This is a genomic window from Parabacteroides sp. AF18-52, from assembly GCF_003479145.1.
Lineage (GTDB): Bacteria > Bacteroidota > Bacteroidia > Bacteroidales > Tannerellaceae > Parabacteroides > Parabacteroides faecis.
This window is the reverse complement of sequence record NZ_QUGR01000001.1, coordinates 332295-356418: the sequence shown is the minus strand read 5'-3', so window position 1 is coordinate 356418 and position 24124 is coordinate 332295. Positions and strand designations below refer to the sequence as shown.

The window sequence follows — 24124 nt, the reverse complement described above, 5'->3', positions numbered from 1 at the left end:
TATATTTACGGTATATTTCTTAACAATGTATTTCTCAATAAAATCTCGACTAAAAGCAACGCAAACAACAACAAAGCCCAGTTTTTATATTCTTCCTGTTTCTTGCTGTATTGCTGAACGCTGATCTTGGTCTTTTCCATCTTGTCGATCTCTGAATAGATTTCCTTCAAACTGCTATTATCCGTAGCACGGAAATACTGTCCGCCTGTCGTTGACGCGATCTGCTTCAACGTAGGTTCGTCGATCTCGACATCAATATCTTGGTATTGTACGCCGAATGCAGTCTGGAAAGGATAAGGAGCTTTACCTTGCGTTCCCACACCGATCGCATAAATACGGATACCGAATGTCTTGGCGATCTCGGCTGCCGTAACAGGAGCAATCTCGCCAGCATTGTTCACACCGTCTGTAAGCAGAATGATCACTTTCGATTTTGCCTGGCTGTCTTTAATACGGCTTACCGCATTTGCCAGTCCCAGACCGATCGCAGTCCCATCCTGGATAATACCCGGCTGAATATCTTTGAATAAGTTCAGCAACACGGTATGGTCGGTAGTAAGCGGACATTGTGTAAAACTTTCAGCCGCAAAAACCACCAACCCGATGTTATCGTTCGGACGGCCGTTGATAAAAGAAGCAGCCACATCTTTGGATGCTTCCAGACGGTTCGGCTTAAAGTCCTGTGCCAACATACTACTGGAAATATCCATTGCCATGACAATGTCGATACCTTCCGTAGAAGTGTTCTGCCAGCTATTTGTCGACTGTGGACGTGCCAATATAATAATAAGTACAGCTATTGCTGCCATTCTTAGTGCAAAGGGGACATGACGCAGATAAACCTTCCACGAAGTCGCCCCCGGTGCATCGAATGCTTCCGAAGATGATACCTGCAAACTAGCCTGACTTTTACAGAGCTTCCAGATATACCATCCTATCATCGGGATAAGCAGCAATAACAAATACAGATATGTAGGATTTGCAAATACCATTTTATTCTTTTGTTATATTAGAATCGTTTGTTTCAGTTGTCTTTTCTTCAGTTTCGGCAACTTCAGGAGTGGCAACCTCTTCAATCTTTGTCTGATTAATAAACAAGTATGCATTTACCATACTCAAGTCATTCTCATCAGGAAGCGGATTCATTTTAGCGAATTTCACAAAATCAGACAGGTTCAGTATCTGTTTCAGATTTTCGTATACAGAATCAGCTTCATGCTGCTTACGGATGATATCCAGGATTTCGGCAGAAGTCATTTCCATAGCATTGATGTCGAAACGCTCTACAATATAACGACGCAATGTTTCGGTAACCAGTGTATAGTATTCCTTGCTACGTCCCTGTTGCCATAGTTTCTGTTGTTTGATTTCATCCAGTTCCTTGATGGCCTGTTCATGAGGCGGAAGTTTCGGTTCCGACTTCTTGAACGGGATAAGAGACTGTTTGTTGCGTATACGTTTAATGATATAAGCAATCACACAAATCAGGAAAAGAGCCAGCAAGATGCCATAAATGATCGGATAATAATCAGCCAGGACAAAAGGCGGCTTCCAGATATCCTTTATATCGTAGAACTCCTCCGGTTTGTCCACATTCACAGGAATGGTCGAAACTTTCAAGGCTACCTGATTGGAATAAACCGTATCGACCCCGTCGATCACTTTGAACGGCGGTAATAAATACAGCGACGAATCGAATGAAGTGACCAGAATATCCTGCTTGATCAGCAAGCGATCATTCTCGATAACCGACGAGTCCGCCTTGGAAAGGTTCAGAACCTCTACCCCACGCATCAACGTATCATTGGGGATCACGATCTGGACCGGTTTATCCTTGTCTGTGGTAACCGTCAAATGTAAAACGGTCTGTTCCCCGATCAGAATAGCAGCCGAATCGATCTTCACATCGATCAGTGTCTTCTGTGCAAACATCTTCCCTCCTGCCAGCAAGATCAGAAGAAGGAACAGAACGCCCTTATTTATAATTTTCTTTTGCATGCTTAACTACGTTTATCAAAAAGAGCAATCAATGCTTTCACATAATCATCTTCCGTACGAATAGATACTGAATCGACACGGCACTTCTTGAACGAATCGTTCATAGCTGCCTGCCGGCGGTTCCACCATTCTTTATAGGCTTCACGGACACGGGCAGAAGAACTGTCGATCCAGCGCTCCGATCCTGTTTCAGCATCTTTTATTTTCATCAATCCGACAGACGGCAACTCGGTTTCACGACGGTCGTATACCTGGATAGCCACCACATCATGTTTACGGTTGGCAATCGTCAGGGCGTCTTTGAAACCTTCCTTATCGATAAAGTCGGATATCAGGAATGTCGTACAACGTTTCTTAATGGCGTTGGTCAGGAATTTCAGTACCTGGCCGATATCAGTCTTCGTATCCTGAGGTTTGAAATCGATCAGTTCGCGAATGATATAAAGAATATGCTTCTTTCCTTTCTGTGGAGGAATGAATTTCTCTATTTTATCAGAGAAGAACACTACACCGATCTTATCATTATTCTGTATAGCAGAAAACGCCAGTGTAGCAGCAATCTCGGTAATTACCTCTTTCTTCATTACGTTCACGGAACCAAAGTCTCTACTGCCCGATACGTCGATCAGCAACATCACGGTCAGCTCACGCTCTTCTTCGAACACCTTAATATAAGGGCGAACATAGCGGGCTGTCACATTCCAGTCGATATCGCGGATATCGTCGCCGTACTGGTACTCGCGAACTTCGCTGAACGCCATACCGCGACCTTTAAACGCCGAATGGTATTGTCCTGCAAATATATTGCGTGACAAGCCACGGGTTTTTATCTCGATTCGCCGGACTTTTTTTAATAGTTCACTTGTTTCCATCGTAATCCTTTTAATTTTTTAATCACTATTCCTTTTGTTTCTTCCGGGTGGAAAAAAGATTCCTTTCGGAAGAAAATAAAATTTCATCCGGGAGAAACTTCTTTTTCACCCGGACGGGATTAAAATTAAGGTACTTCTACCTTATTAAGGATTTCGCTGATAACCTCTTCGGATGTCAGGTTATTTGCTTCGGCTTCATAGCTCAAACCGATACGGTGGCGCATCACATCGTGACACACAGCACGGATATCTTCAGGGATCACATATCCTCTGCGTTTGATGAAGGCATAAGCACGTGCAGCCAGTGCCAGATTGATAGAAGCACGAGGAGATGCACCGAAAGCAATCATGTTAGACAGATTTGCCAGGCCATGTTCCTGCGGGAAACGGGTGGCAAATACGATATCGACGATATATCGTTCGATCTTTTCATCCAGATATACTTCGCGAACCACTTTACGGGCTTCCAGAATTTCATTCTTTGTCAGGATCGTTTTAATATCCGGTTTCACGCCTGAGATATTCTGACGGATAATCAGTTTTTCTTCCTCTTTCTTCGGATAGTTGATGATCACCTTCAGCATGAAACGGTCGACCTGGGCTTCGGGCAGCGGATAAGTACCTTCCTGCTCGATCGGGTTCTGAGTTGCCATTACCAGGAATGGTTCCGGCAATTTATAGGTGTTTTCGCTGATTGTCACCTGACGTTCCTGCATGGCTTCCAGAAGTGCACTCTGAACCTTTGCCGGTGCACGGTTAATTTCATCCGCCAACACAAAATTAGCGAAGACCGGGCCTTGTTTTACCTGAAATTCTTCGCTTTTCTGACTATAAATCATAGTACCGATCACGTCGGCCGGCAGCAAGTCCGGTGTAAACTGTATTCGACTATATTTTGCATCGATCAGTGAAGCCAATGTTTTAATGGCAAGCGTCTTTGCCAACCCGGGTACACCTTCCAAAAGGATATGCCCATCTGAAAGCAGACCGATCAATAATGATTCCACCAAATGCTTCTGTCCAACAATTACCTGGTCCATGCCCATCGTAATCATGTTTACAAACGAACTTTTACTCTCAATCCGTTCGTTCAACTCACGAATGTCTACTGTCTGACTCATAGATTTTTCCTATTTATATTGTTTATTGTTTCTGCTTGTTTTTATGGTTGCACAAAATTAGAAATGTTAAATTCGTATCCTTCACTTTTGCAGTTAAATAATACTAACCTAACGATAACTATTTTGTTTTATTTTACTTAAAAAGGCGGATTTTTAGTTACAAATTTCCGGATAATATTTCTGTCTGGCGTGCAGCAGCCTTATCTACGGAGGCACGACTATATCTGTCGATTCCGTATACTTCTGCCGCAGGGACTTGTATTTCAGTGCCTACCGGGACGTTGTTAGGATCTTTGATCACTGATTTATTGAACTCATACAGGTAAACCCAAAAGATCTTACTACCATAATATTCAAGGGAGATCAAGGTTAAACGACTTCCCGGTTCTATTTTTACTTTTGCCAATACCTTCGGTGTTTGTACTGTGGGTTCAGCGGTTTGATTTGAAGATACAGTAGAAGTTGTATCCGGTTTTTCTTCCGCGACAGTAGTGCTTTCTGTCACTTTTGTTTCTTCTACCTGAGTTGTATCCGGGAGGGCAATGGCCGTTTCGGGTAAAGACTGACCAGTTAATGCTTTCGGTTTTTCCGGTCCCAGAAAGAAACTACGATTCTGGTACAAAAAGAAACTGGACACGGCTATGATAGTTACAATACCCAAAGAAACCCAAACTTTCATCCAGTGTGATTCTGCCGGTTTTTCGTCTTCAAACTGATAATCCGTCTCACTGAAACCGGTTGATGTAACCGGTTGTTTTATTTCTTCATCCGGCTGTCCGGAAGATTCTTCTACCGTTTCTGTTGTTTCAGGTACTGAAGATTTCTCCTCTGTTTCTTCCACTGTTCCGGGATCTTCCGTCTCTTTTACCTCTGCTTGTTCCGGTTCGATAGATTCTTCCGTCAATTCTTCTACCTTATTTCCTACAGACCCTGTTGTTTGTAAATCAGGCTCCGTAACAGCAACGGTTTCCTCCGGGGCGGAAACTTCTTCAGCTATTGGCTGTAACTGCGGAGTTTCACTAACCGCTTCTTCATTTTCAGGAAGGATCTCTTCTACAGATTCGTCTTCGCTCTCTTTCTCTTCTGCACCATTGGATATATCCAGGTCTGTAAAATCAACATCCTCATTCAGTTCTGTTGTTTCAAAGAATGAAAACGGTTTATTGACTAATTCACGTAACTCCTTATCGGGTAGAAAAGAAAACTTATAATGTGCAGGGATCGTAAAACGCTCACCTGTATTCACATGGATACTTTCCCGTTTTTCTACCAAGACAATTTTAAAGGTGCCAAGCCCCTTTACTTTAGTCATTTTGTCAGTGAAAACGCCCTGTGATACGATGGCAATAAACTCTCTCAGGAATTGCTCGGAGCTATTCCTGTCCTTTCCGGTACGCTCGGCTAGTAAAGCGGCCAGGTCTTGTATCGTTAGCCGACTATTCATTGTCGCTCAATTCTTTTAATTTAGATTTAATGGTTGCTCCCGGTTTGAAAACAGGTACTAATTTCGGAGGGACCAGATAACGCTTCCCGTTTGCCGGATTTACAGAGATGCGTTCTGCTTTCTTTTTGATTTCAAACAGCCCGAACCCTTGTAAATAAATAGCATCATTATCCATTAACTTTGAACCGACCACAGCCCCAAAAGCAGATAACATTTCTGTTACCTCCTGTGAAGTCCACCCCAATTTCGCGGACAACTCTGTTATCAGTTCTTTGTTTTTCATACTTACTTCATCAATAGATTCAGCAGCGATATTAGTTATTTTTTTGTAAACAGACAAACTTCTTAATGGTTTTTATATCAAAGCAACACTTTTCCGTATAGGTCAAAAGCCTGTGATTCTTCGATATTTACGTTATAAAATTCTCCCGGATTCAATGATTGCTCTTTAAAAACAAGGATTTCCGGATCAACCTCAGGTGAGTCAAACTCGGTACGTCCGACATAATAATCTTCATCCTCACGATCGAGCATTATTTTAAAAGTCCGGCCTACCTTTTCTTCGTTTATCTCGGCAGAGATACGTTCTTGTATCCGCATAAGATAATCCAAACGCTCCTGTTTTACCTCTTCAGGGACATCATCCGTATAATTCTTGAATGAATAAGTGCCTTCTTCGTGACTGTAGGCAAATGCCCCCATACGCTCGAAGCGTGCTTTTTTGACAAATTCGACTAACTCTTCAAAATCCTGCTCCGTCTCCCCCGGATGACCGACCATCAGCGTTGTCCGGAGATGAATGCCCGGAACCTCTTCGCGAATACGTTCCAGTAAGGCGTATGTTTCTTCCTTGGTTATATTACGGCGCATCATTTTCAACATATGATCACTGATATGCTGTAAAGCGATATCCAGATATTTACAGACATTATCACGTTCACGCATTACCCGTAACAGATCATAGGGGAAATGAGACGGATAACCATAGTGTAAGCGGATCCATTCCACACCGGGAATATCAGAAATACGTTCGATCAATTCCGGTAACGCGTACCTCTTATATATATCCAGTCCGTAATAGGTCAAATCCTGTGCGATCACCTGAAACTCTTTTACCCCCTGGGCAACGAGCAGACGCACTTCTTCTTCTATCTGCTCCATCGGAAGAGACTGATAATGCCCGGTACTGATAGGTATCGCGCAGTACGAACAGGTGCGGTTACATCCTTCCGCTATCTTCAGAAAGGCATAGTGTTTCGGGGTTGTCAGCACACGGTCGGAAGCCAGTTCGCGATAATAAGATTTACCGATATCGGACAGGAGCTGTTTCCAATTGAACTTACCGTAAAAATGATCTACTTCGGGTAGTTCCTGCTTCATTTCTTCCAGGAAACGCTCCGTAAGGCATCCCATAACGTATAATTGCCCGATCTTTCCTTTCTTCTTGGCTTCCCCTAATTCCAGAATCATATTGATCGATTCCTCCTGGGCATCTCCGATAAAACCGCAGGTGTTTACAACGACAATCTCTCCGTTTATTTTATGGGGATCATGTTCTACCGTATAACCGTTAGCTACAAACTGGCGCATCAGCTGTTCCGAATCGACCAGATTCTTCGAACAACCAAGCGTGATTATATCTACTTTATTTTTTCTCATATGATTAATATACAAACAAATAGTAACCAATTCCCCTCTTGAGCGGGGAAAGGGGTGTGTAAAAAGTATCAAATACGTAATTGTTACACACCCCCTGCCCCCTCTCAAGAGGGGAAAAGTTACTCTTAAATATTATTCTCCAAATAATGAATTGACAAATTCCTTTTTGTTAAAGACCTGCAGATCTTCCATCCCTTCACCCAGACCGATATATTTCACCGGGATACGGAAATGGTCAGAAATACCGATCACCACACCTCCTTTAGCTGTTCCGTCCAATTTAGTGACAGCCAACGCATTCACCTCCGTTGCGGCCGTAAACTGCTTAGCCTGTTCAAAAGCATTTTGCCCTGTGGAACCGTCCAGCACCAGTAAAACTTCGTGGGGAGCATCCGGAATGACTTTCTTCATCACATTCTTGATCTTGGTCAGCTCATTCATCAGGTTTATCTTGTTATGCAGACGACCTGCCGTATCGATAATCACCACATCTGCATTATTAGCCTTGGCCGAACTAAGCGTATCGAATGCCACAGAAGCCGGATCTGAACCCATTTTCTGCTTTACGATAGGGACACCGACACGTTCACTCCAGATAACGAGTTGCTCCACAGCCGCTGCACGGAATGTATCGGCAGCTCCCAGGTAAACATTTTTCCCGGCTTTCTTGAACTGATAAGCGAGCTTTCCGATCGTAGTCGTTTTACCGACCCCGTTCACACCGACCACCATAATGACATAAGGCTTTTTATCTTCCGGCAGAGTAAAACTTTCAGCATCTTCCGTATTATTTTCGGTCAACAGAGTTGCGATCTCATCACGCAACAACGTTGTCAGTTCCTGGGTAGTCACATATTTGTCACGGGCTACGCGCTTCTCGATGCGTTCGATGATCTTCAACGTTGTGTCTACACCGACATCGGAAGTAATAAGCACCTCTTCCAGGTTATCCAATACTTCATCATCGACTTTGCTCTTACCGGCAATGGCCCTGGTGAGTTTAGAAAAAACATTTTCTTTGGTCTTAGATAACCCTTTGTCTAAAGTTTCCTTTTTTTCTTTACTGAAAAAGCTAAAAATACCCATATATTAATCCGCTTAATTTATTTCTGCTTAGAATGAGACCGCTAAGTTACAACTTTTTTAGTTGACAGTTGACAGTTGACAATGGAAAGTTATCTAAAAACTGTCACTTGTCAACTGTCAACTTAACCATTTCTCCCTTTATAATCTTCGTAGCCGAATGTCCGGTATAGAACCAGTTTGTCATCCTTACTCCACAGAGCCAATGACGGATGTGGTATTCCGTTGAACATGGACGTTTTTACGATTGTATAATGGATCATATCTTCAAAGATAATCTTATCTCCTATTTTCAACGGTTCATCAAACGACCAGTCTCCCATATAATCACCACTCAGGCAACTGTTTCCACCGATACGGTAAGTCGGTTTTCCTTCTATCCGGTCAGTGGCATTACGGATGGCCGGCTTATACGGCATTTCCAGGCAATCCGGCATGTGGCAGGTAAACGACGCATCGATTATAGCAGTCTTTATACCGTGGTTCTCCACGATATCCACAACTGTGGTCAACAGGAAGCCTGTTTGCCAGGCAAAAGCACTTCCCGGTTCCATAATGATTTCTAAATTAGGGTATTTAGCCTTGAATGACTGAAGTAAAGATATCAGGTGTTCCGTGTCATATCCTTTTCGTGTCATTAGATGTCCGCCTCCCATATTCAACCATTTGATATGAGGAAGGAAACGTCCGAAACGCTTTTCCACTTCCCCCAATGTTTTTTCCAGATCATACGAAGAGGATTCGCAAAGCGTATGAAAATGGAGTCCTTCTACTCCTTCCGGTAACTTGTCGCCCAACAGGTCTGAAATAACTCCCATCCTTGAACCCGGTGCGCAAGGATTATATAACTCGGTTTCCACATCCGAATATTCCGGATTGATGCGCAAACCGCATGAGACACGGCTCCCATCCGCTTTCACCATCGGATAAAAACGCTCGAACTGAGATAACGAATTGAAAGTTATATGACTGCTATATTTCAATATGGCAGGAAAATCAGCTTCCGTATAAGCCGGGGAATACGTATGAGCCGGACTTCCCATTTCTTCAAAAGCCAACTGTGCTTCAAACTTCGAACTGGCCGTTGAATACGGTATATACTCACGAACGATCGGAAAAGATTTCCACAAAGCGAATGCCTTGAATGCAAGAATTATATTCACTCCTGCCCGCTCCTTTACACTTTTAATAAGTGCCAGGTTATTACGAAGCAGTTTCTCTTCCATCACATAACAAGGAGATGGTATTACGTTGAAATCGATCATCTAGTTTCTTTATTCAATTAAATAAGCTACAAAGATAATGTTATATTCAGAATATCCCAGTATACCAAGCGGAAGAAGATAACGTCAGCTACAAATCTTAATAGAGATAAGAGCGTAAACCCTCTGCCACAACGTTGGCAGAAGAATGTCAAGCTGGTGGCATTACTGTGCCATGCCTGTGGCACTCTTTTGCCATAGTAATGGCATCAGTTGTCAGTAACATGAAAAAAGTAATTTTATATAGGTATTACATAGGCAACTAGCAAGCATCCGACATTTGCAGTAGTATTACCCTTGCAATGACACAATAGTATTTGGTCCCCTTTAACAATATTTACAAGGCTTCCGGTTGTATATCTACTAAATATTAGTAGCTTTGCTAAAAAATAGTAGACTATTAATCAGAAAATTATAGACAGATGGAACGATTGACAGCACAAGAAGAAGAGATCATGTTGTATATATGGAAGTTAGGTCCTTGCTTTATCCGGGATATCCTGAGTGAAATGTCGGAACCCCGTCCTCCTTATACCAGTGTCGCATCCGTTGTGCGCAACCTGGAACGTAAAAAATATGTCTCGCCGAAGAAGTACGGAACAATTACCGAATTCTCACCTTTGATCAAAGAGGCAGACTACAAGCGGACTTTCATGTCGAATGTTGTCAGGGACTACTTTACGGGCTCTTACAAAGAAATGGTTACGTTTTTTGTAAAAGACCGGAAGTTATCTAAAAGCGATCTGCAGGATCTGATGAACCTGATTGAAAATGAAGAATAATTAAAAAACGCTCTGCTATGACGCCGCTATTTATCTATTTCATCAAAGTAAACCTGGCGTTGGCTTTACTTTATATAAGTTACCGCCTGTTATTCCGTAATGATACATTTTTCGGACTGAGACGGATAACGTTATTGGGCATGTTGCTGATTGCTTTTCTATATCAATTGCCTGATATCAGTAATTGGCTGTCAACACGTCCGACCATATCGGAAATGATTTCCTATTATTCAACGATCTTACCCAAGGAGATACCTGTCGAGGCTGCCGCAAGTATGGACAAAACGGCCAATGAAGCGAATATGGATTGGGGAAAAGCAGGCATGAACAGCTTTATCATCATCTATCTGTCCGGAGTGCTGATCTTAACCATCCGGTGCATAGCTGAAATGATAAACTTATTCGTAACACATCGGCGGAGTAAAAAGTGTATGATCGACGGAATTAAGGTATATCTGATCCCGGAAACGGAAGAACCTTATTCTTTCTTCCGATGGATCTTCATCCCTGCGAAACTACAGAATGAGCTTATATTGGGGGAAATACTCCAGCATGAAGCTGCCCATGTCCGGCAAGTTCACTCTTTCGATGTCTTGCTCGGAGAGTTGGTTTCTGTTATTTGCTGGATAAATCCGTTTGCGTGGCTCTTCAAGAAAGAGATCGGCATAAACCTGGAATATCTGGCAGATCAAGAAGTTATGCATGCGGGATACGACAAGAAAAAATATCAGTATCACCTCATAGGATTGGAACATTCAGATACGGCTATAGCAAATCTATATAATAATTTCAGTGTCTTACCATTAAAAAAGAGAATTTCTATGTTAAACAAAAAAAGAACGAATAATGTCGGAAAAGTAAAGTATCTGGCATTAATCCCGATGGCTGCTGCCATGTTGTTATTCAACAACATCGATGTAATGGCGCGGATTGTAAATAGCCGGACAACGGATGCCCCTAAAGCGCTTGTTGCTGCAACGACTCCCGAATTTGTCCCGGCAACGATAGCGGAAGCACCGCTTCCTCCGGATGATGACAAAGTGCACACTGTTTGTGAAGTGATGCCTGAATTTCCAGGTGGACAGGAAGCGCTGTTACAGTTTTTATCAAAAAGCATAAAGTATCCGACAGAGGCTTTTGAAAAGAAAGAAGAAGGGCGTGTGTCTCTGACATTTATCGTAGAGAAAGATGGTAGCATATCAGACATCAAAGTTGTACGCAGCATCTCTCCTTCGCTGGATGCAGAAGCCTTACGGGTTGTTAAATTAATGCCTAAATGGACTCCGGGTAAAAACAAATCAGGTGAAATCATAAGAGTCGCTTATACTGTACCTGTTATTTTCAGATTACAATAATCAATCCGGTTTAACATCTATTTCCCTTTTTTGAGTAGACACAAAGAAGGCATGAAATCTTCAAAATGCTGCCAGGCGATAATAAAGATAACATGCCCCACCCTCTCGAAAAAGGGAAATATTTTTATTAGTAGTTAGTACTTACAAAAGTATAGATTTTTATTAGATTCGTACTCCTTACTCGATATAAAATCGTATTTTTGTTTACAAAGTATCTTGTAATCCCGAATCCCATGAAACGACTATTATTACCTCTGATTCCTTTATTATGCCTGTCTTGTAATCCATCCGACAAAGAATATAAGGATTACTCGAAGGAAGTTATTATTACCGGAAAAGTCTTGAACAGTGATTTTTACCCGCAGGAAAAAGACTTAACACTTATCGTTCCGTTTTTCCGTGACCAGGAGACGAAATATGTTGTACCTATTGCTGAAGACGGAAGTTTTTCATTCCGTTTCTCTCCTTACGCCAAACTCCGAAATGTGCAGATCAGTAAGTATGCAGACCATTTATTTGTCAGTCCGGGCGATAGCCTGCATGTGGAGATAGACTTTAAAAACATTCTTAATCCGAAGATATCCGGAGATGCCGAAAAAAGGAATCAGGAAATAAATACTTTCGCACAGAGCGGACGCTATTATATAGAAGACTATTTAATCAGAAGAGATCTGGAACCGGAAGCCTTTGAGACTGAATTACAACAGGAATATCAACTACGGCAAGAACGCAGACTGGAGTTTCTCGACACATACAAACCGGACGAAGAGATACGGCAATATACGGACAAACTTTTGAAAATCGATTATTATCGCATATTGATCGACTATCTCAGCACCCGGAGCTGGCAAAATAAAGATATCTCAAGATACAACGAACAGGAGATATTTGCTAAAGCCGACTCTTTTTTTGAAGGGGAGATCATTCCGTCAAATATATTCAAGTTGACAGAAACCATTAGTTCTTTTATTACTTGCCAAATATATAAAGTAAAGAAAGAGAAGACTACTTTCGATGATTTCGTAGCTTATCCCACAGGGAAAAATATCAAGCAATATCTTTATGCTGCATCAATCTCACAGTCGCTAGTATCAAACGACACAACGCTTTTCTCCAGTCGGCAGAAACAACTTGATTCGATTGTACATATTCCTGTTCTAAACCAGGTGCTTCATTCGGCTTATCAGAACAAAAAAGATTTTCTGAAAAATCCCCGTACCGTATCTAATTATATGCTTTACGGGAACTATTCCGATATGCCGGGTTTGAAAGTCGATATGGATTTTATGAAACCTGTTTATGAGATAATGGACAAATATAAAGGAAAAGTAATTTATCTGGATTTCTGGACTACAGCTTGTTCTCCCTGCCTGGGTGAAATGGAACCGCTCAAAAAACTTCGTAAAGAGTTTTCTCCGGAGGATGTCGTTATGGTAAGCATTTGTGCCGGTGGTCCCAGAAAGACATGGGAAGATTTAGTGAAACGGCTGGATCTGCAACAACCGGGAATCGATTGCCTGTATCAAACGGACTTTGCGGATGATAAATCTTTAATAAAAATATTGAACCGACTGGAACTAAAAGGCTATCCTCATTATCTATTGCTCAACCGCGAAGGAATCATTGTGGATTACGGAACAGTAGTACGCCCCAGTGATCCTCGAACCAAACAAAAAATAAACAGTCTGTTATGATATAAAAAGCCAATAGATTCATAATTGATCTATTGGCTTGATTTTATTTGTTTTAGAAATCTCCTTTTACAATTTATCGATCCACCGCTTACCTGCTGGGGTTATCGTATAAATATAAATACCAACTGCGACGATTGCTAATATTCCAAAAGTTATCATTTTCTTTATTTTAAGATGTTATTACCAATACGGGCAAATGCAAAAACGACTATGAGTCCCAAAAGTACTACATAACACCATTTAATTTCAATTCCCTGAAAAAATGATATTATTCCCCCCAAAACCATTGCCGCAAAAGTTAACCTTGACAGATCGTAAAAGTACTTACCCATTGTCTCTTTACGGACTTTTTGCTTTTCTTGTTGAACTATAAACTTTCCCATAACGTAAGATTTTAATTGTAATCAGTTACAAATGTAATTATTTTTTCATCTATAAGGATAGATTATCAAATTATTTTCATTCAAGTAAACCGGATTTAGTATTAAGATATTGCAAGATACAAATTAGACTGGGGCATTGATGGATAATATTCTTTGAAGATGATGCCGATCTCTATCCCAAAGACGAAAATCAGAACTATATCCAAACGGATCTTTTTGAATGCTGATGCACCATTCCAGTTCGTCTATATGAAGATGGTAGTTATGACCTTTTCGCTCGAATCCTGCATTTTGAGAATTTGTGAACTTATTTACTTTATGATTGTCAACCGGGCAAATTTTAAAAGTAACTGTTTTTGTCCGAAATGAGTGAATGCCACTGTTGCTTTGGCATTGCCTCCATCTCCTTCGATAGCAATAACTTCACCTTCCCCGAAGCGGTCATGGCGTACTTTGGCTCCGACACGTAAACCGGAAAGATCGGAAGCAGGTGCAGAAGACGATACCGGAGAGGAAGTTGCAGTTTCCACCTTTCTCAAACGCTGACGTTGTTGTGCCTGTGCCACAGGAGAGATGAAAGACGGTTCTTCTTTCTCCACTGCCCGAGGCTGCTGGAAAGGTGAAGAAAAAGCCGGACGTTCAAAGCGTTCACGGGCAGCAGCAAACGTATCTGCTGACGAGTCTGCCGGAAGTTCCAGAAACTGCACATCGATATCTTTCAGGAAACGGCTGGGAGAACACATGGCACTCTGCCCGTTCCGAAAACGGCTCTTGGCATAAGTCAGTACACAGTTTTCTTCGGCACGGGTAATTGCTACATAAAATAAACGACGTTCTTCCTCCACCGCACGCGGATTATCTTTCGACATGGACGACGGGAACAGTTCTTCTTCCAGACCGACTACAAACACATTTCTAAATTCCAATCCTTTGGCAGCATGAACAGTCATCATGGTAACTTTATTCGCCTGTTCGTCTTTGTCATTATCCTGATCCGTCAACAGGGATATTTCAGAAAGAAAGTCTGCCAGAGAAACTTGTTCGACTCCTTCCTCGCGTCTCAGTTCGCAAAATTCAGCGATACCTTTCAATAACTCCTGCAGATTCTCCTGTTTACTGATCCCTTCTACCGAACGATCCTGAAAGAGCGTACTGACGATTCCACTCTCCTTTACGACCATAGCAGCCATTTCTTCAGCGGAAAGACGTGCATTCTCCTGTATAAACCGTTCAATCATTTCACGGAAGTCGGACAACTTCTTCGCCGTCCCACTATTGATCGGCAACGCATAATCAATCGGCGCATTCAGTACGGTCCAAAGACTTACGTTATTTTCCGTAGCAGCACTGATCACTTTATTAACTGTCGTATCACCGATTCCCCTGGAAGGATAATTGATAACACGTTTAAAAGCCTCTTCATCATGCGGGTTGACTATCAGGCGCAGATAAGAAATTACATCCTTCACTTCTTTACGCTGATAAAAAGACAAGCCGCCATATATTTTGTAGGGTATTCCTCTTTTACGAAGCGCCTCTTCCAGAATACGCGATTGGGCATTTGTCCGGTACAGAATGGCAAATTCGGAATAATCATAATCCTTGCGCATCCGCATTTCATTGATCATGGCTGCTACTGCGTATCCTTCTTCATAATCGGAATAGGAAGAAGAGACACGGACTTTACTGCCTTGCTCCTTTTCCGAATATACGTTCTTGAATATCTGTTCTTTATTCTTATGGATCAGACTGTTTGCCGCATTTACGATATTCTGTGTAGAACGGTAATTGCGTTCCAGTTTGAAGATACGGCAACCCGGATATTGATTTTTGAATTGCAGGATATTATCGATATTGGCTCCACGGAAAGAGTAAATACTTTGAGCATCATCTCCCACCACACAAATACGGCGATGTTGCTCGCAAAGTTTCTGAACGATCAAATGCTGGGCAAAGTTCGTATCCTGATACTCGTCAACCAGTACAAACTGAAAGAAGCTACGATATTTTTCCAATACTTGCGGATGGTCGCGAAACAGGATATTCGTTTGAAGCAGCAGATCGTCGAAGTCCATTGCTCCTGCCTGCTGGCAACGGTTCTGATAGCGCTTATATATTTCACGTAACAAAGGGACTTTCGAATCTATATCATGCTGCATCAACTCCTTGGATTGCTCATAAGCCTTCCAGGTGACCAACGCATTTTTAGCGTTCGAAATACGACTCTGTATCATTCCGATACGATACACTTTATCATCCAGCTGCATCTCTTTGATAATCGCTTTCAGCAGACTCTTCGAGTCGGATGCGTCGTAAATTGTGAAGTTGGAAGGGTAACCGATATGTTCTGCTTCATAGCGAAGGATACGTGAAAAGATCGAGTGGAACGTTCCCATCCATAACCGGCGTGCCGTCTGGTCACCGGTTATCTTTGCAATACGTTCTTTCATTTCACGTGCCGCTTTGTTGGTAAAAGTAAGTGCAAGAATACTCTGAGGTGCCAGCCCCAAATGTACCAGATAAGCTATCTTATAAGTAAGTACTCTTGTCTTACCGGAACCGGCGCCGGCAATCACCAGCGACGGCCCTTCATTATATTTAACAGCTTCGCGCTGACTCTCATTTAGTTGATCCAGATATTCTTCCACGTACCTTCTCTTTTTAGGAATACAAAGGTACTAATTTTTATTTATTTGAACGTTCCAGGTCGTCGTTCGTGATACTACGGGCAACCTTCCTCACATTCTCCTTCAATTCCCCGAAACGGTAACTTACTGAAATACCGAATGTATTATCGTAATACCAGATTTTCTGGGTGAGATTAAAATCCGGATAAATTTGTTTACCGGTTCCTTTCCGGTAAGGTTGCAGGAAATTTTGTCCGCGTAAAGCCAGCGTCAGTTTCTCTTTCATAAACGATTTAGAGATCGTTGCTCCGTAATAATAAAATAAATCAGGATGATAACCCAGCGATATTTCCTGTTTACCGCAACCACCGGATAAATTGATACGCCATCCCCGGTTCAGCTTCTGTGAGAAATTGGCATATATACCTCCACTTACTCCCTGATTATCCAGTCCGGGAAGTAGAGTTTCATACTTCTTGTCGACCCACAAGTTCAGATAATAAAGAGATGCATTGACCGACAACGAAGTCTTAGCGGAAGGATTATATCCAACATAACCACCTAGTCCTCCGCCTCTTATATTTTCCAGATTTGCATAGGTATGATTCTGTACATTATTCGCATCCAGGAACTGATACTCACCGACCCCTTTGCGGGATTCAGTATAAAGCACGGTTGCCTGCATATTGAAGTTGGAGGCAAAATAGCTATAAGCCAATGTAATGCGATGATGTTTCTCCGATTTCAAATCCGGATTTCCGTAGTTGATACTCTTTCCCGTTATCGAGATATAAGGATTCAGACGGTCGATACCCGGCCTGCGCAAACGTAAATTATAAGACAAACGAAGACTCTGAAGATCGCTTATTTTAAATGATCCGGACAAAGACGGCACCCAGTCGGTTGCCTGATAACCGAAATCCTTTCCATAGCCTTCCTTATAGGTTACGTCCTGCCAGGTATGTTCCATCCGAAGGCCGCTTTTGACTCCCCATTTTTTATATGAATAGCTGTAACCTGCATAAACAGCCATTATATTCTGCAAATGTCTATAATCGAGAAAAGGTTGATAATCCGAAGGACTCCAGTCATCCGATTCCTGTCTTTTCACTTCTGAAATCGCTTTGCTGCTACTGACCCGGCGTATATATTTCAATCCGCTTTCCATACAATGTTTTCCGGTAAACGGATTTGTATAATCCAGTTGTAATGTATGTTCGTCACTCTTTGCTTTATTCCGTTGATGATTAAAATTTTCCAGATATTCCAACGAAACAGCATCTCCTTGTTTATCTATAATCTCTGAATAATTATTGGTGTTTTGTGGAGAATAACCATACTGATAAGACAATGTAAGCATCTCTTTCTTATTTCGCCTGAAAGAACGTTGATAATCTGCTTTTATCGAATTATATCCCCATTTATCATAATCATTCCGGTCATGCCCATAAGAATATACAGGTTCATGTCCGACGTCTTCCATGGAATAGCTAACGAAACTGTTCGATTTGTTATGCCCATTATTCAAAAAGCCAGATAAGGTTATCAGGTTAAGAAAATCGATCTCCAGACTAGCTTCCAGGCCTCCATAATGTCCGGGTGTTTTATAGGAACTATTGTTATATTGGTTCAGGTAAGTTTCTTCAGGCCTGTTAAACTGCTGCTGAAAAGATTCGGCCTTTATCTTACTTTTATAATGGCTGAAAGAATAATTGGCAGAGAGTGATAACTTGCCATATTTAATCGTAGCATATCCTCCTATCATCTGCATTCTGTTCAACAAGATCGTGTTCAGATCTGCATTGTATCCTTCGAACTCCGAACCTTTGGTTATAATATTCAGTACCCCGCTAACCCCTTCTGCATCATAACGTGCCCCGGGATCGGTAATGACCTCTATCTTTTTAATCGTATTAGCCGGTATACTCCGCAATGCTTCTTTCGGATTATTCGATAATATACCGGACGGTTTACCATTCATATAAACACGGAAGCTACTGCTGCCGTTTACTTTGATATCGTCATTACCGTCGACAGTTACAAACGGGACTTTCCGAAGCATCTCAAGCAATGTATTAGTTTTCGAATCGGGATCGTCCGCTATATTATAAACGGTCTTATCCACATCTGCCTTTATTAATGGCTTGGCTGCAACCACGCTCACTTCCGATAGTTCGATTTCTTTGAGGGACAGGGAATCAACCTGTCCGCATACTTCGATACTTTTAGAAAGTAAGATCAACACGCATAAACCAACTATTTTTTTCATATAATATATTTTAATTGAATTATCCGAAACAAAAGTAGACGGCAAAAGGAACGACGGTATAAATAATTGGCGTACATCTGTCTGACATTTATCTGACAATTACATGACATCCCGTTATTTAGCGGATTTCACGAAAATAGATACGAATGTTACCGGTACGGATTACAATAAATTCTTATCTTCGGGCGTTAATAAAAGAAAAACGATGAACACACGGTTAGCAGCAAATCTATCGGTTATTTTTACAGCCTGCATGCTTGTACTATCATTCAGTTTCGGCTTTCATAATTATTCGGAAGTACAGAAAGCAATCGTTTCGGATCTGAATCAGGCATTGCAGCAGACTATTATGCAAAAGTCCGGACAATGGATGAATCAGGATACACTTAAAACTTATTCGCGCTTGTCTGCTCTTTTCGGAAATCCGGTCTCTATCGAAAGTTATAATAAAGATTTTGCCGAAGCATTGAAGTTTGAGCAACTGAAAAAGAAAAGCGGTATTATTGTACACGTAAAAAATAAGAAAACAACAGATAAATCTATCGCATACGTAACTCCTGAAAAAGATCAAACACAGAATTATCTGGCAAGCGATACCGTTATCTGGCTGAGTGCCAACCTGAATATCCCCGAAGCATCACAGGAAGAACTGGGAATTTCTTTTCAAGGATATATCAATTACTCGACTGCGGATATTTTGGCACTTACAGATAAACGAACTCCTTTGATACTGTTGATCGTTGCTATCTTGTCCGGTGCCCTTTCTGTCTTTTTATTTCGTCGCAGAAGCGCAAGCCAGCCACAAGAAGAAAAGACGTTGGTCTTCGGAAATCTGACTTTTTCCTGTCACCATGCATGTTTCTATAAGGAAGATCGGGAGAAACTAAAACTTACTCCGCAACAATACAAGATCATGGAAATGTTTTTCCTCTCCTCCTCCCATATCCTGCCGAGAGCAGATATCTGCGATACACTATGGCCGGGTAAAGACAATGCCGACGAAACGTTGAATACTTTGATCCGACGTCTGCGTCCGCTGGTAGAAGATAACAGCAATTTAAAAATAACGACCGACAGAGGAAGAGCTTATCAGTTGGAGATCAAAGAAAGCATTGCGGTATAAATGTCATTCATTTTATATTTATGAAACACATACGTATTATTTTTTGTACTCTTTTCTGCTTCTGCTACATTGCCGGTTTGCAGGCACAATCAGAGCAATTAAAAGCCGATATTCAAGAAATTATCAAAGATAAAAAAGCCCGGATAGGTGTAGGTATCATATTAAATGGCAAAGACACTGTTACCGTTAATAACGAAGACCGGTATCCGATGATGAGTGTATTCAAGTTTCATCAGGCATTGGCAGTACTCAATTATTTGCAACAAAACAATCTGCCTCTCGATACCCAAATACGGATGGAGAAAGAGGATATAATCGAAAACACTTATAGTCCGTTGCGTGATAAATATCCCCAGGGAAATGTATCCCTTCCGATCAGTGAACTTTTGAAGTACACTATCCAGCTAAGTGATAATATAGCTTGCGACGTCTTATTCAAATATATAGGCGGTCCTTCTGTTGCGGATAAGTATATCCGTTCCTTAGGTCTACAGCAATTCTCTATTGTAATCACCGAAGATGATATGCATCTGGATTTATCAGCTTGCTACCTGAACTGGAGCACACCATTGGAAGCTGCCCGTTTATTAGACATCTTACTTACCCGGTCATTATTTAAAGAGGAATATCAGGAATTCATCAAAAATATCATGATCGAATGTGAAACCGGAAAAGACCGTTTGCCACAGCCATTATTAAAAACAAAGGCAGTTATAGGACACAAAACCGGTACCAGTGATCTGAATGAAAAGGGGCAATTTATTGGTACAAATGACATCGGTTTTGTTCTGCTTCCGGATGGAAGCAGATACACTGTTGCTGTATTTATCAAAGATTCAAATGAAAGTATGGAAACAAATGCGAAAATCATAGCTTCCATATCGGACGTGATTTATAAATACCTCACTGAATGAGGTATTTATATCCTCTTATTTCAAAGCACGTCTAAGCCTGCCTAAACCATCGATCAGAAGCGCTCTCGGACAAGCAATATTGATGCGAATAAAGTACTTACCCACTTCACCATACATGTTTCCTTCGTTTACCAACAGTTTTTCCTTATCCAGCAAAGTCTTCACAATCTCTTCCGAAGATTGTTTCCGGGCGGAACAATCGACCCAAACCAAATAGGTTCCTTCCAACGGTAAAACTTTCAAATGAGGGAGATACTTTTCAAAATATCTTTTCAGGTAATTATAGTTGCCCAGCAGGTATTGTTTAAGATCTTCCAACCATTCTTCACCTTCATTGTAGGCAGAGATCAGGGCTTCAACTCCAAAAGGATTCACATCGCAGACCTCGTTGATATTAATCGCCTTGTCTATTTTCATACGCACATATTCATTGGCAGAAATAATGTTTGCTATCTGTAATCCAGCCAGATTAAAAGCCTTGCTAGGTGAAATACAGGTAACGGAATTCATCAGGAACTCTTTCGAGATGGAGGCAAAAGGTGTATAAGAATGCTCCGGAAAAACGAGTTCGCAATGAATCTCATCAGCGACCACCCATACGTCATTCCGAAAACAAATCTCGCCGATACGCATCAATTCCTGCCGGGTCCAAACTCTGCCTGCCGGATTATGCGGGTTGCATAAAAGTAATAATTTGACTTTAGGATCGGAAGCTTCTTTTTCCAAACCATCGAAATCGATCCGGTAAGTTCCATCGGTATAAAGAAGTGGATTGGTGACCACTTCGCAACCGTTATTACGAATAGAGGAGAAAAAGCAATTGTAAACCGGAGTTTGTACCAATACACGATCGCCCGGCATGGTCAGTGCTTTGATTATGGCTGATAAGGCTGGAACTACACCAGAAGTATAGATAATCCAATCTTCCTTTATTTGCCAACCGTGCCGTCGCATAAACCAGTTCGTTACAGCTTCGTAATAAGCGGAAGGCACTTTGGTATAACCGAAAATGCCATGTTCCACTCGTTTGTGCAATGCTTCAACCACACAAGGGGCTGTGCGGAAATCCATATCGGCTACCCACATGGGAAGAACATCCTCTTCTTTTGCTGTATCCCATTTATAGGAATTACTTCCACGACGGGGTATTATTTCATCAAAATTGTATTTCATTGATTGAAGCAAGTTATGTTATCCCACAGTCTCAATTCACAATTTGCCGGTCGCAGGATGTTTTCATCAATAATGATTTCATTATAACTTTCAGCCGTGATGCATCCGGTACGCGGATTTTTTATGCTATGTACCGGGCTGTTAATGGTAGCTTGTACACTGCTGTATTCAAAACAAAGATCAGCATCATCCGCCATTGTACAGTTCTCCATCACCAGGTCATGTGCATAACAAAGAGCCTGTGTTCCTGATATTTTGCAATTTACCAGACGCAGGTTATGTGAGTGCCATCCCAGATATTCACCGGTCAGTTCAGAATCGTACACTGTCACATTTTCAATATTCCAGAAGGCATCTTTCGAATGGATAACGGCATTACGGATTTCGACATTCTTGCAGTACTGGAATGAATAATTCCCATTCTGGCTGTAATTCTCAATATGAATATTCTCTCCGTGCATAAACAGGTAATCTGCTTTGTCGACCTGTACATTCTTCAGTTCAACGTTGCGGCAATGCCAGAATGTTTCCAACGCATTGGATAGTTGCACATTCTCTAATTTGATCCCATCCATATCACGGAACATCTTCGGGGCTTCTACAATAGTGTCAGTCATTTGCAGATTCCTTGAATACCATAAAGCTGCACGTGCTCCATCAGTAAAAAGACAATTTTTCAGGATAAAGCCATCGTTATGCCAAAAGGGATATTTACCCTCGAAGCGGCAGTTTACCGCGATGATATTACTGCATTCTTTTAAAGCTGATTCACCTGTATGAATCGTTACATTTTCCAGTTGTAAATCATGTGTCGCAAATAAAGGACGTTCGCCTTCATATTCTTTGTTCTTAATAATTTCCATAATTCAATTAATTAGTTTATTCGTTATTTTATAATTCCTATTTGTTTTTTATAGCAAGACTTTACTGAAGAAATCCGTCTGCTTTTCCGCATGGCTATTTTCTACACTACAAAATTACAATCGGGATATAATATCTTTTGTAGACAAATTACTGGTATCATTACCTAAATTACAGAAATTCAAAATATCGTATTTTCATGAGGAATATAATGATACATATAGATTTATTCGTACTTTTACAGGTGTACAAGTCTACAAAGCAGATTGCCATTCGACTATGCATTTAACAGTTATCAGAACATGAAAACCAATTATCAAAAATTTTTAGCCGGTGAATACTGCAACCGGCTCGACAAAGAGGTTTTGGATATGATCATCCGGAATAAAAGATTACTCTCGAAATTTAATGCAACGGATATTTCCGATACGGAAGCGAGGACGGAGCTTTTGCATGAAATGTTCGGGAAAGTTGGCAAGTATGTAAGTGTGGATATCAATTTTCATTGCGAATGCGGTAAACATATCTTTATTGGGGATAAGGTCGTTATAAATATGAATTGTACCTTTTTAGACGATAACATTATTACGATCGGAAACCATGTTTTAATTGCTCCCAACGTACAACTATATACTGCAACACACCCGGTAGCTGCCAACGAAAGATTTGTAGAAAACTGGGATGAAAATTCAGGGGAACTCTTTTTCAAAACGAAAGCCCTCCCGATCACCATCGGAAATTATGTATGGATCGGAGGCGGCGCTATCATCCTTCCGGGTGTCACGATCGGAGATAATTGCGTTATCGGCGCCGGAAGTGTGGTAACCCAATCAATACCCGCCAACAGTATAGCGGTTGGAAATCCTTGTAGAGTTATCAGAAAAAATTCCAATTGACAGGAATAGTCATTTGTTCCCTATTGTCTATTTCAACGTACCCAACTAATTGACAATCTATTACAGTTTCCTCGTAAATCCCAGGTTTGGAAACTCCAGTTCCCTCCGCAGGGAACTGGAATTTCCCAGGTAGGAAACGCGAGTTTCCCAGGCAGGGAACTGGAGTTTCCTACTTAGGAAATTTACGGAAACTAACTATATAATTGTAATACTCAACCTGCGGCTGTCACCGCCGTCGCGGAATTCACAAAGATAGATACCTTGCCAGGTCCCCAGGTTCAGACGATGGTTCTTTATCGGAATAGTTACAGACGATCCTAATAGCGAAGCCTTGATATGGGCAGACATATCATCGTCTCCTTCCAGCGTATGGGTAAAATAAGAAGCTCCGTCGGGCACCAATTTATTGAAAAAGGTATTGAAGTCGTGACGGACAGACGGGTCCGCATTCTCATTCAGGGTAAGCGCGGCAGAAGTATGTTTGATAAACAGGAATAACAGGCCGCTTTCCGGTAGTTCCGGCAGACGGGAAACAATATCCCGCGTGACGAGATGGAATCCCCGGTTATAATGAGGCAATTGTATATCGAATGTTGTAGCCATGATAA

At 41.5% G+C, this 24124-nt stretch carries 21 protein-coding genes; 6 read left to right on the top strand and 15 right to left on the bottom strand.

The features are described 5' to 3' along the window. Positions 1–5 precede the first annotated feature (5 nt). From DWX23_RS01420 to nspC, 9 genes are all read right to left on the bottom strand, one after another. Positions 6–992, bottom strand: coding sequence for a VWA domain-containing protein (locus tag DWX23_RS01420; protein ID WP_122373133.1), 987 nt, complete (start codon positions 990–992; stop codon positions 6–8). Between the two features lies 1 nt (position 993). Next, positions 994–1998 carry a hypothetical protein gene (locus tag DWX23_RS01415; protein ID WP_122373132.1) on the bottom strand — a complete coding sequence of 335 codons (1005 nt, stop codon included), beginning with the start codon at positions 1996–1998 and terminating at the stop codon, positions 994–996. Between the two features lie 2 nt (positions 1999–2000). Next, positions 2001–2870: a DUF58 domain-containing protein gene (locus DWX23_RS01410; RefSeq protein ID WP_122373131.1), complete on the bottom strand. Its 870-nt coding sequence runs from the start codon at positions 2868–2870 to the stop codon at positions 2001–2003. A 125-nt stretch (positions 2871–2995) separates the two neighbouring features. Then, on the bottom strand, positions 2996–3991 hold the full coding sequence (locus DWX23_RS01405; protein WP_122357263.1) for a MoxR family ATPase: 996 nt from the start codon (positions 3989–3991) through the stop codon (positions 2996–2998). Positions 3992–4148: 157 nt separating this feature from the next. Next, positions 4149–5435, bottom strand: a complete 1287-nt coding sequence (locus DWX23_RS01400; protein ID WP_122373130.1) for an HU family DNA-binding protein — start codon at positions 5433–5435, stop codon at positions 4149–4151. Beyond that, complete coding sequence (locus DWX23_RS01395) at positions 5428–5718, bottom strand: HU family DNA-binding protein (protein WP_122357279.1); 291 nt, start codon at positions 5716–5718, stop codon at positions 5428–5430. Before DWX23_RS01395 ends, DWX23_RS01400 begins: the two co-directional genes overlap by 8 nt. Positions 5719–5795: 77 nt before the next feature. Beyond that, positions 5796–7094, bottom strand: a complete 1299-nt coding sequence (gene rimO / locus DWX23_RS01390) for a 30S ribosomal protein S12 methylthiotransferase RimO (protein ID WP_122373129.1) — start codon at positions 7092–7094, stop codon at positions 5796–5798. Between the two features lie 132 nt (positions 7095–7226). Further along, entirely contained in the window at positions 7227–8180 is a 954-nt protein-coding gene (gene ftsY, locus DWX23_RS01385) for a signal recognition particle-docking protein FtsY (RefSeq protein WP_122357266.1), read from the bottom strand. A 122-nt stretch (positions 8181–8302) separates the two neighbouring features. Continuing rightward, positions 8303–9442, bottom strand: a complete 1140-nt coding sequence (gene nspC, locus DWX23_RS01380; protein WP_122373128.1) for a carboxynorspermidine decarboxylase — start codon at positions 9440–9442, stop codon at positions 8303–8305. 419 nt (positions 9443–9861) lie between these two features. Here nspC and DWX23_RS01375 point away from each other — a divergent pair, with 419 nt between their 5' ends. The 3 genes from DWX23_RS01375 to DWX23_RS01365 all read left to right on the top strand — a co-directional run bounded on the left by DWX23_RS01375 (position 9862) and on the right by DWX23_RS01365 (position 13270). Then, positions 9862–10221, top strand: coding sequence for a BlaI/MecI/CopY family transcriptional regulator (locus tag DWX23_RS01375; RefSeq protein WP_122373127.1), 360 nt, complete (start codon positions 9862–9864; stop codon positions 10219–10221). A 17-nt stretch (positions 10222–10238) separates the two neighbouring features. Beyond that, positions 10239–11576 (top strand): TonB family protein, encoded by a 1338-nt coding sequence (locus DWX23_RS01370; RefSeq protein ID WP_122373126.1) that lies wholly within the window; start codon positions 10239–10241, stop codon positions 11574–11576. Positions 11577–11809: 233 nt separating this feature from the next. Beyond that, on the top strand, positions 11810–13270 hold the full coding sequence (locus DWX23_RS01365) for a TlpA disulfide reductase family protein (RefSeq protein ID WP_147382509.1): 1461 nt from the start codon (positions 11810–11812) through the stop codon (positions 13268–13270). Between the two features lie 164 nt (positions 13271–13434). Here DWX23_RS01365 and DWX23_RS01360 read toward each other — a convergent pair whose 3' ends face one another. From DWX23_RS01360 to DWX23_RS01350, 3 genes are all read right to left on the bottom strand, one after another. Further along, on the bottom strand, positions 13435–13653 hold the full coding sequence (locus DWX23_RS01360; RefSeq protein WP_122373124.1) for a DUF6722 family protein: 219 nt from the start codon (positions 13651–13653) through the stop codon (positions 13435–13437). Positions 13654–13964: 311 nt separating this feature from the next. Next, positions 13965–16301 (bottom strand): ATP-dependent helicase, encoded by a 2337-nt coding sequence (locus DWX23_RS01355; RefSeq protein ID WP_122373123.1) that lies wholly within the window; start codon positions 16299–16301, stop codon positions 13965–13967. A gap of 37 nt (positions 16302–16338) precedes the next feature. Continuing rightward, on the bottom strand, positions 16339–18549 hold the full coding sequence (locus DWX23_RS01350; RefSeq protein WP_122373473.1) for an outer membrane beta-barrel family protein: 2211 nt from the start codon (positions 18547–18549) through the stop codon (positions 16339–16341). A gap of 205 nt (positions 18550–18754) precedes the next feature. Between DWX23_RS01350 and DWX23_RS01345 the strand changes: the two genes are divergently transcribed. Both DWX23_RS01345 and bla read left to right on the top strand, forming a co-directional pair. Continuing rightward, positions 18755–19672, top strand: coding sequence for a helix-turn-helix domain-containing protein (locus DWX23_RS01345; protein WP_122373472.1), 918 nt, complete (start codon positions 18755–18757; stop codon positions 19670–19672). A gap of 20 nt (positions 19673–19692) precedes the next feature. After that, positions 19693–20586 (top strand): class A beta-lactamase, subclass A2, encoded by an 894-nt coding sequence (gene bla / locus DWX23_RS01340; RefSeq protein ID WP_122373122.1) that lies wholly within the window; start codon positions 19693–19695, stop codon positions 20584–20586. 15 nt (positions 20587–20601) lie between these two features. Here bla and DWX23_RS01335 read toward each other — a convergent pair whose 3' ends face one another. Beyond that, on the bottom strand, positions 20602–21759 hold the full coding sequence (locus DWX23_RS01335) for a MalY/PatB family protein (protein WP_122373121.1): 1158 nt from the start codon (positions 21757–21759) through the stop codon (positions 20602–20604). Further along, entirely contained in the window at positions 21756–22622 is an 867-nt protein-coding gene (locus tag DWX23_RS01330) for a DUF3737 family protein (RefSeq protein WP_122373120.1), read from the bottom strand. Before DWX23_RS01330 ends, DWX23_RS01335 begins: the two co-directional genes overlap by 4 nt. Before the next feature lie 300 nt (positions 22623–22922). Between DWX23_RS01330 and DWX23_RS01325 the strand changes: the two genes are divergently transcribed. Further along, the gene (locus tag DWX23_RS01325) at positions 22923–23516 is read left to right on the top strand and encodes a sugar O-acetyltransferase (protein ID WP_122373119.1); all 594 of its coding nucleotides are present in this window, start codon (positions 22923–22925) and stop codon (positions 23514–23516) included. A gap of 195 nt (positions 23517–23711) precedes the next feature. Here the strand turns inward: DWX23_RS01325 and DWX23_RS01320 are convergent, their stop codons facing one another. Continuing rightward, positions 23712–24119, bottom strand: coding sequence for a secondary thiamine-phosphate synthase enzyme YjbQ (locus DWX23_RS01320; protein ID WP_122356683.1), 408 nt, complete (start codon positions 24117–24119; stop codon positions 23712–23714). Positions 24120–24124: the final 5 nt, after the last annotated feature.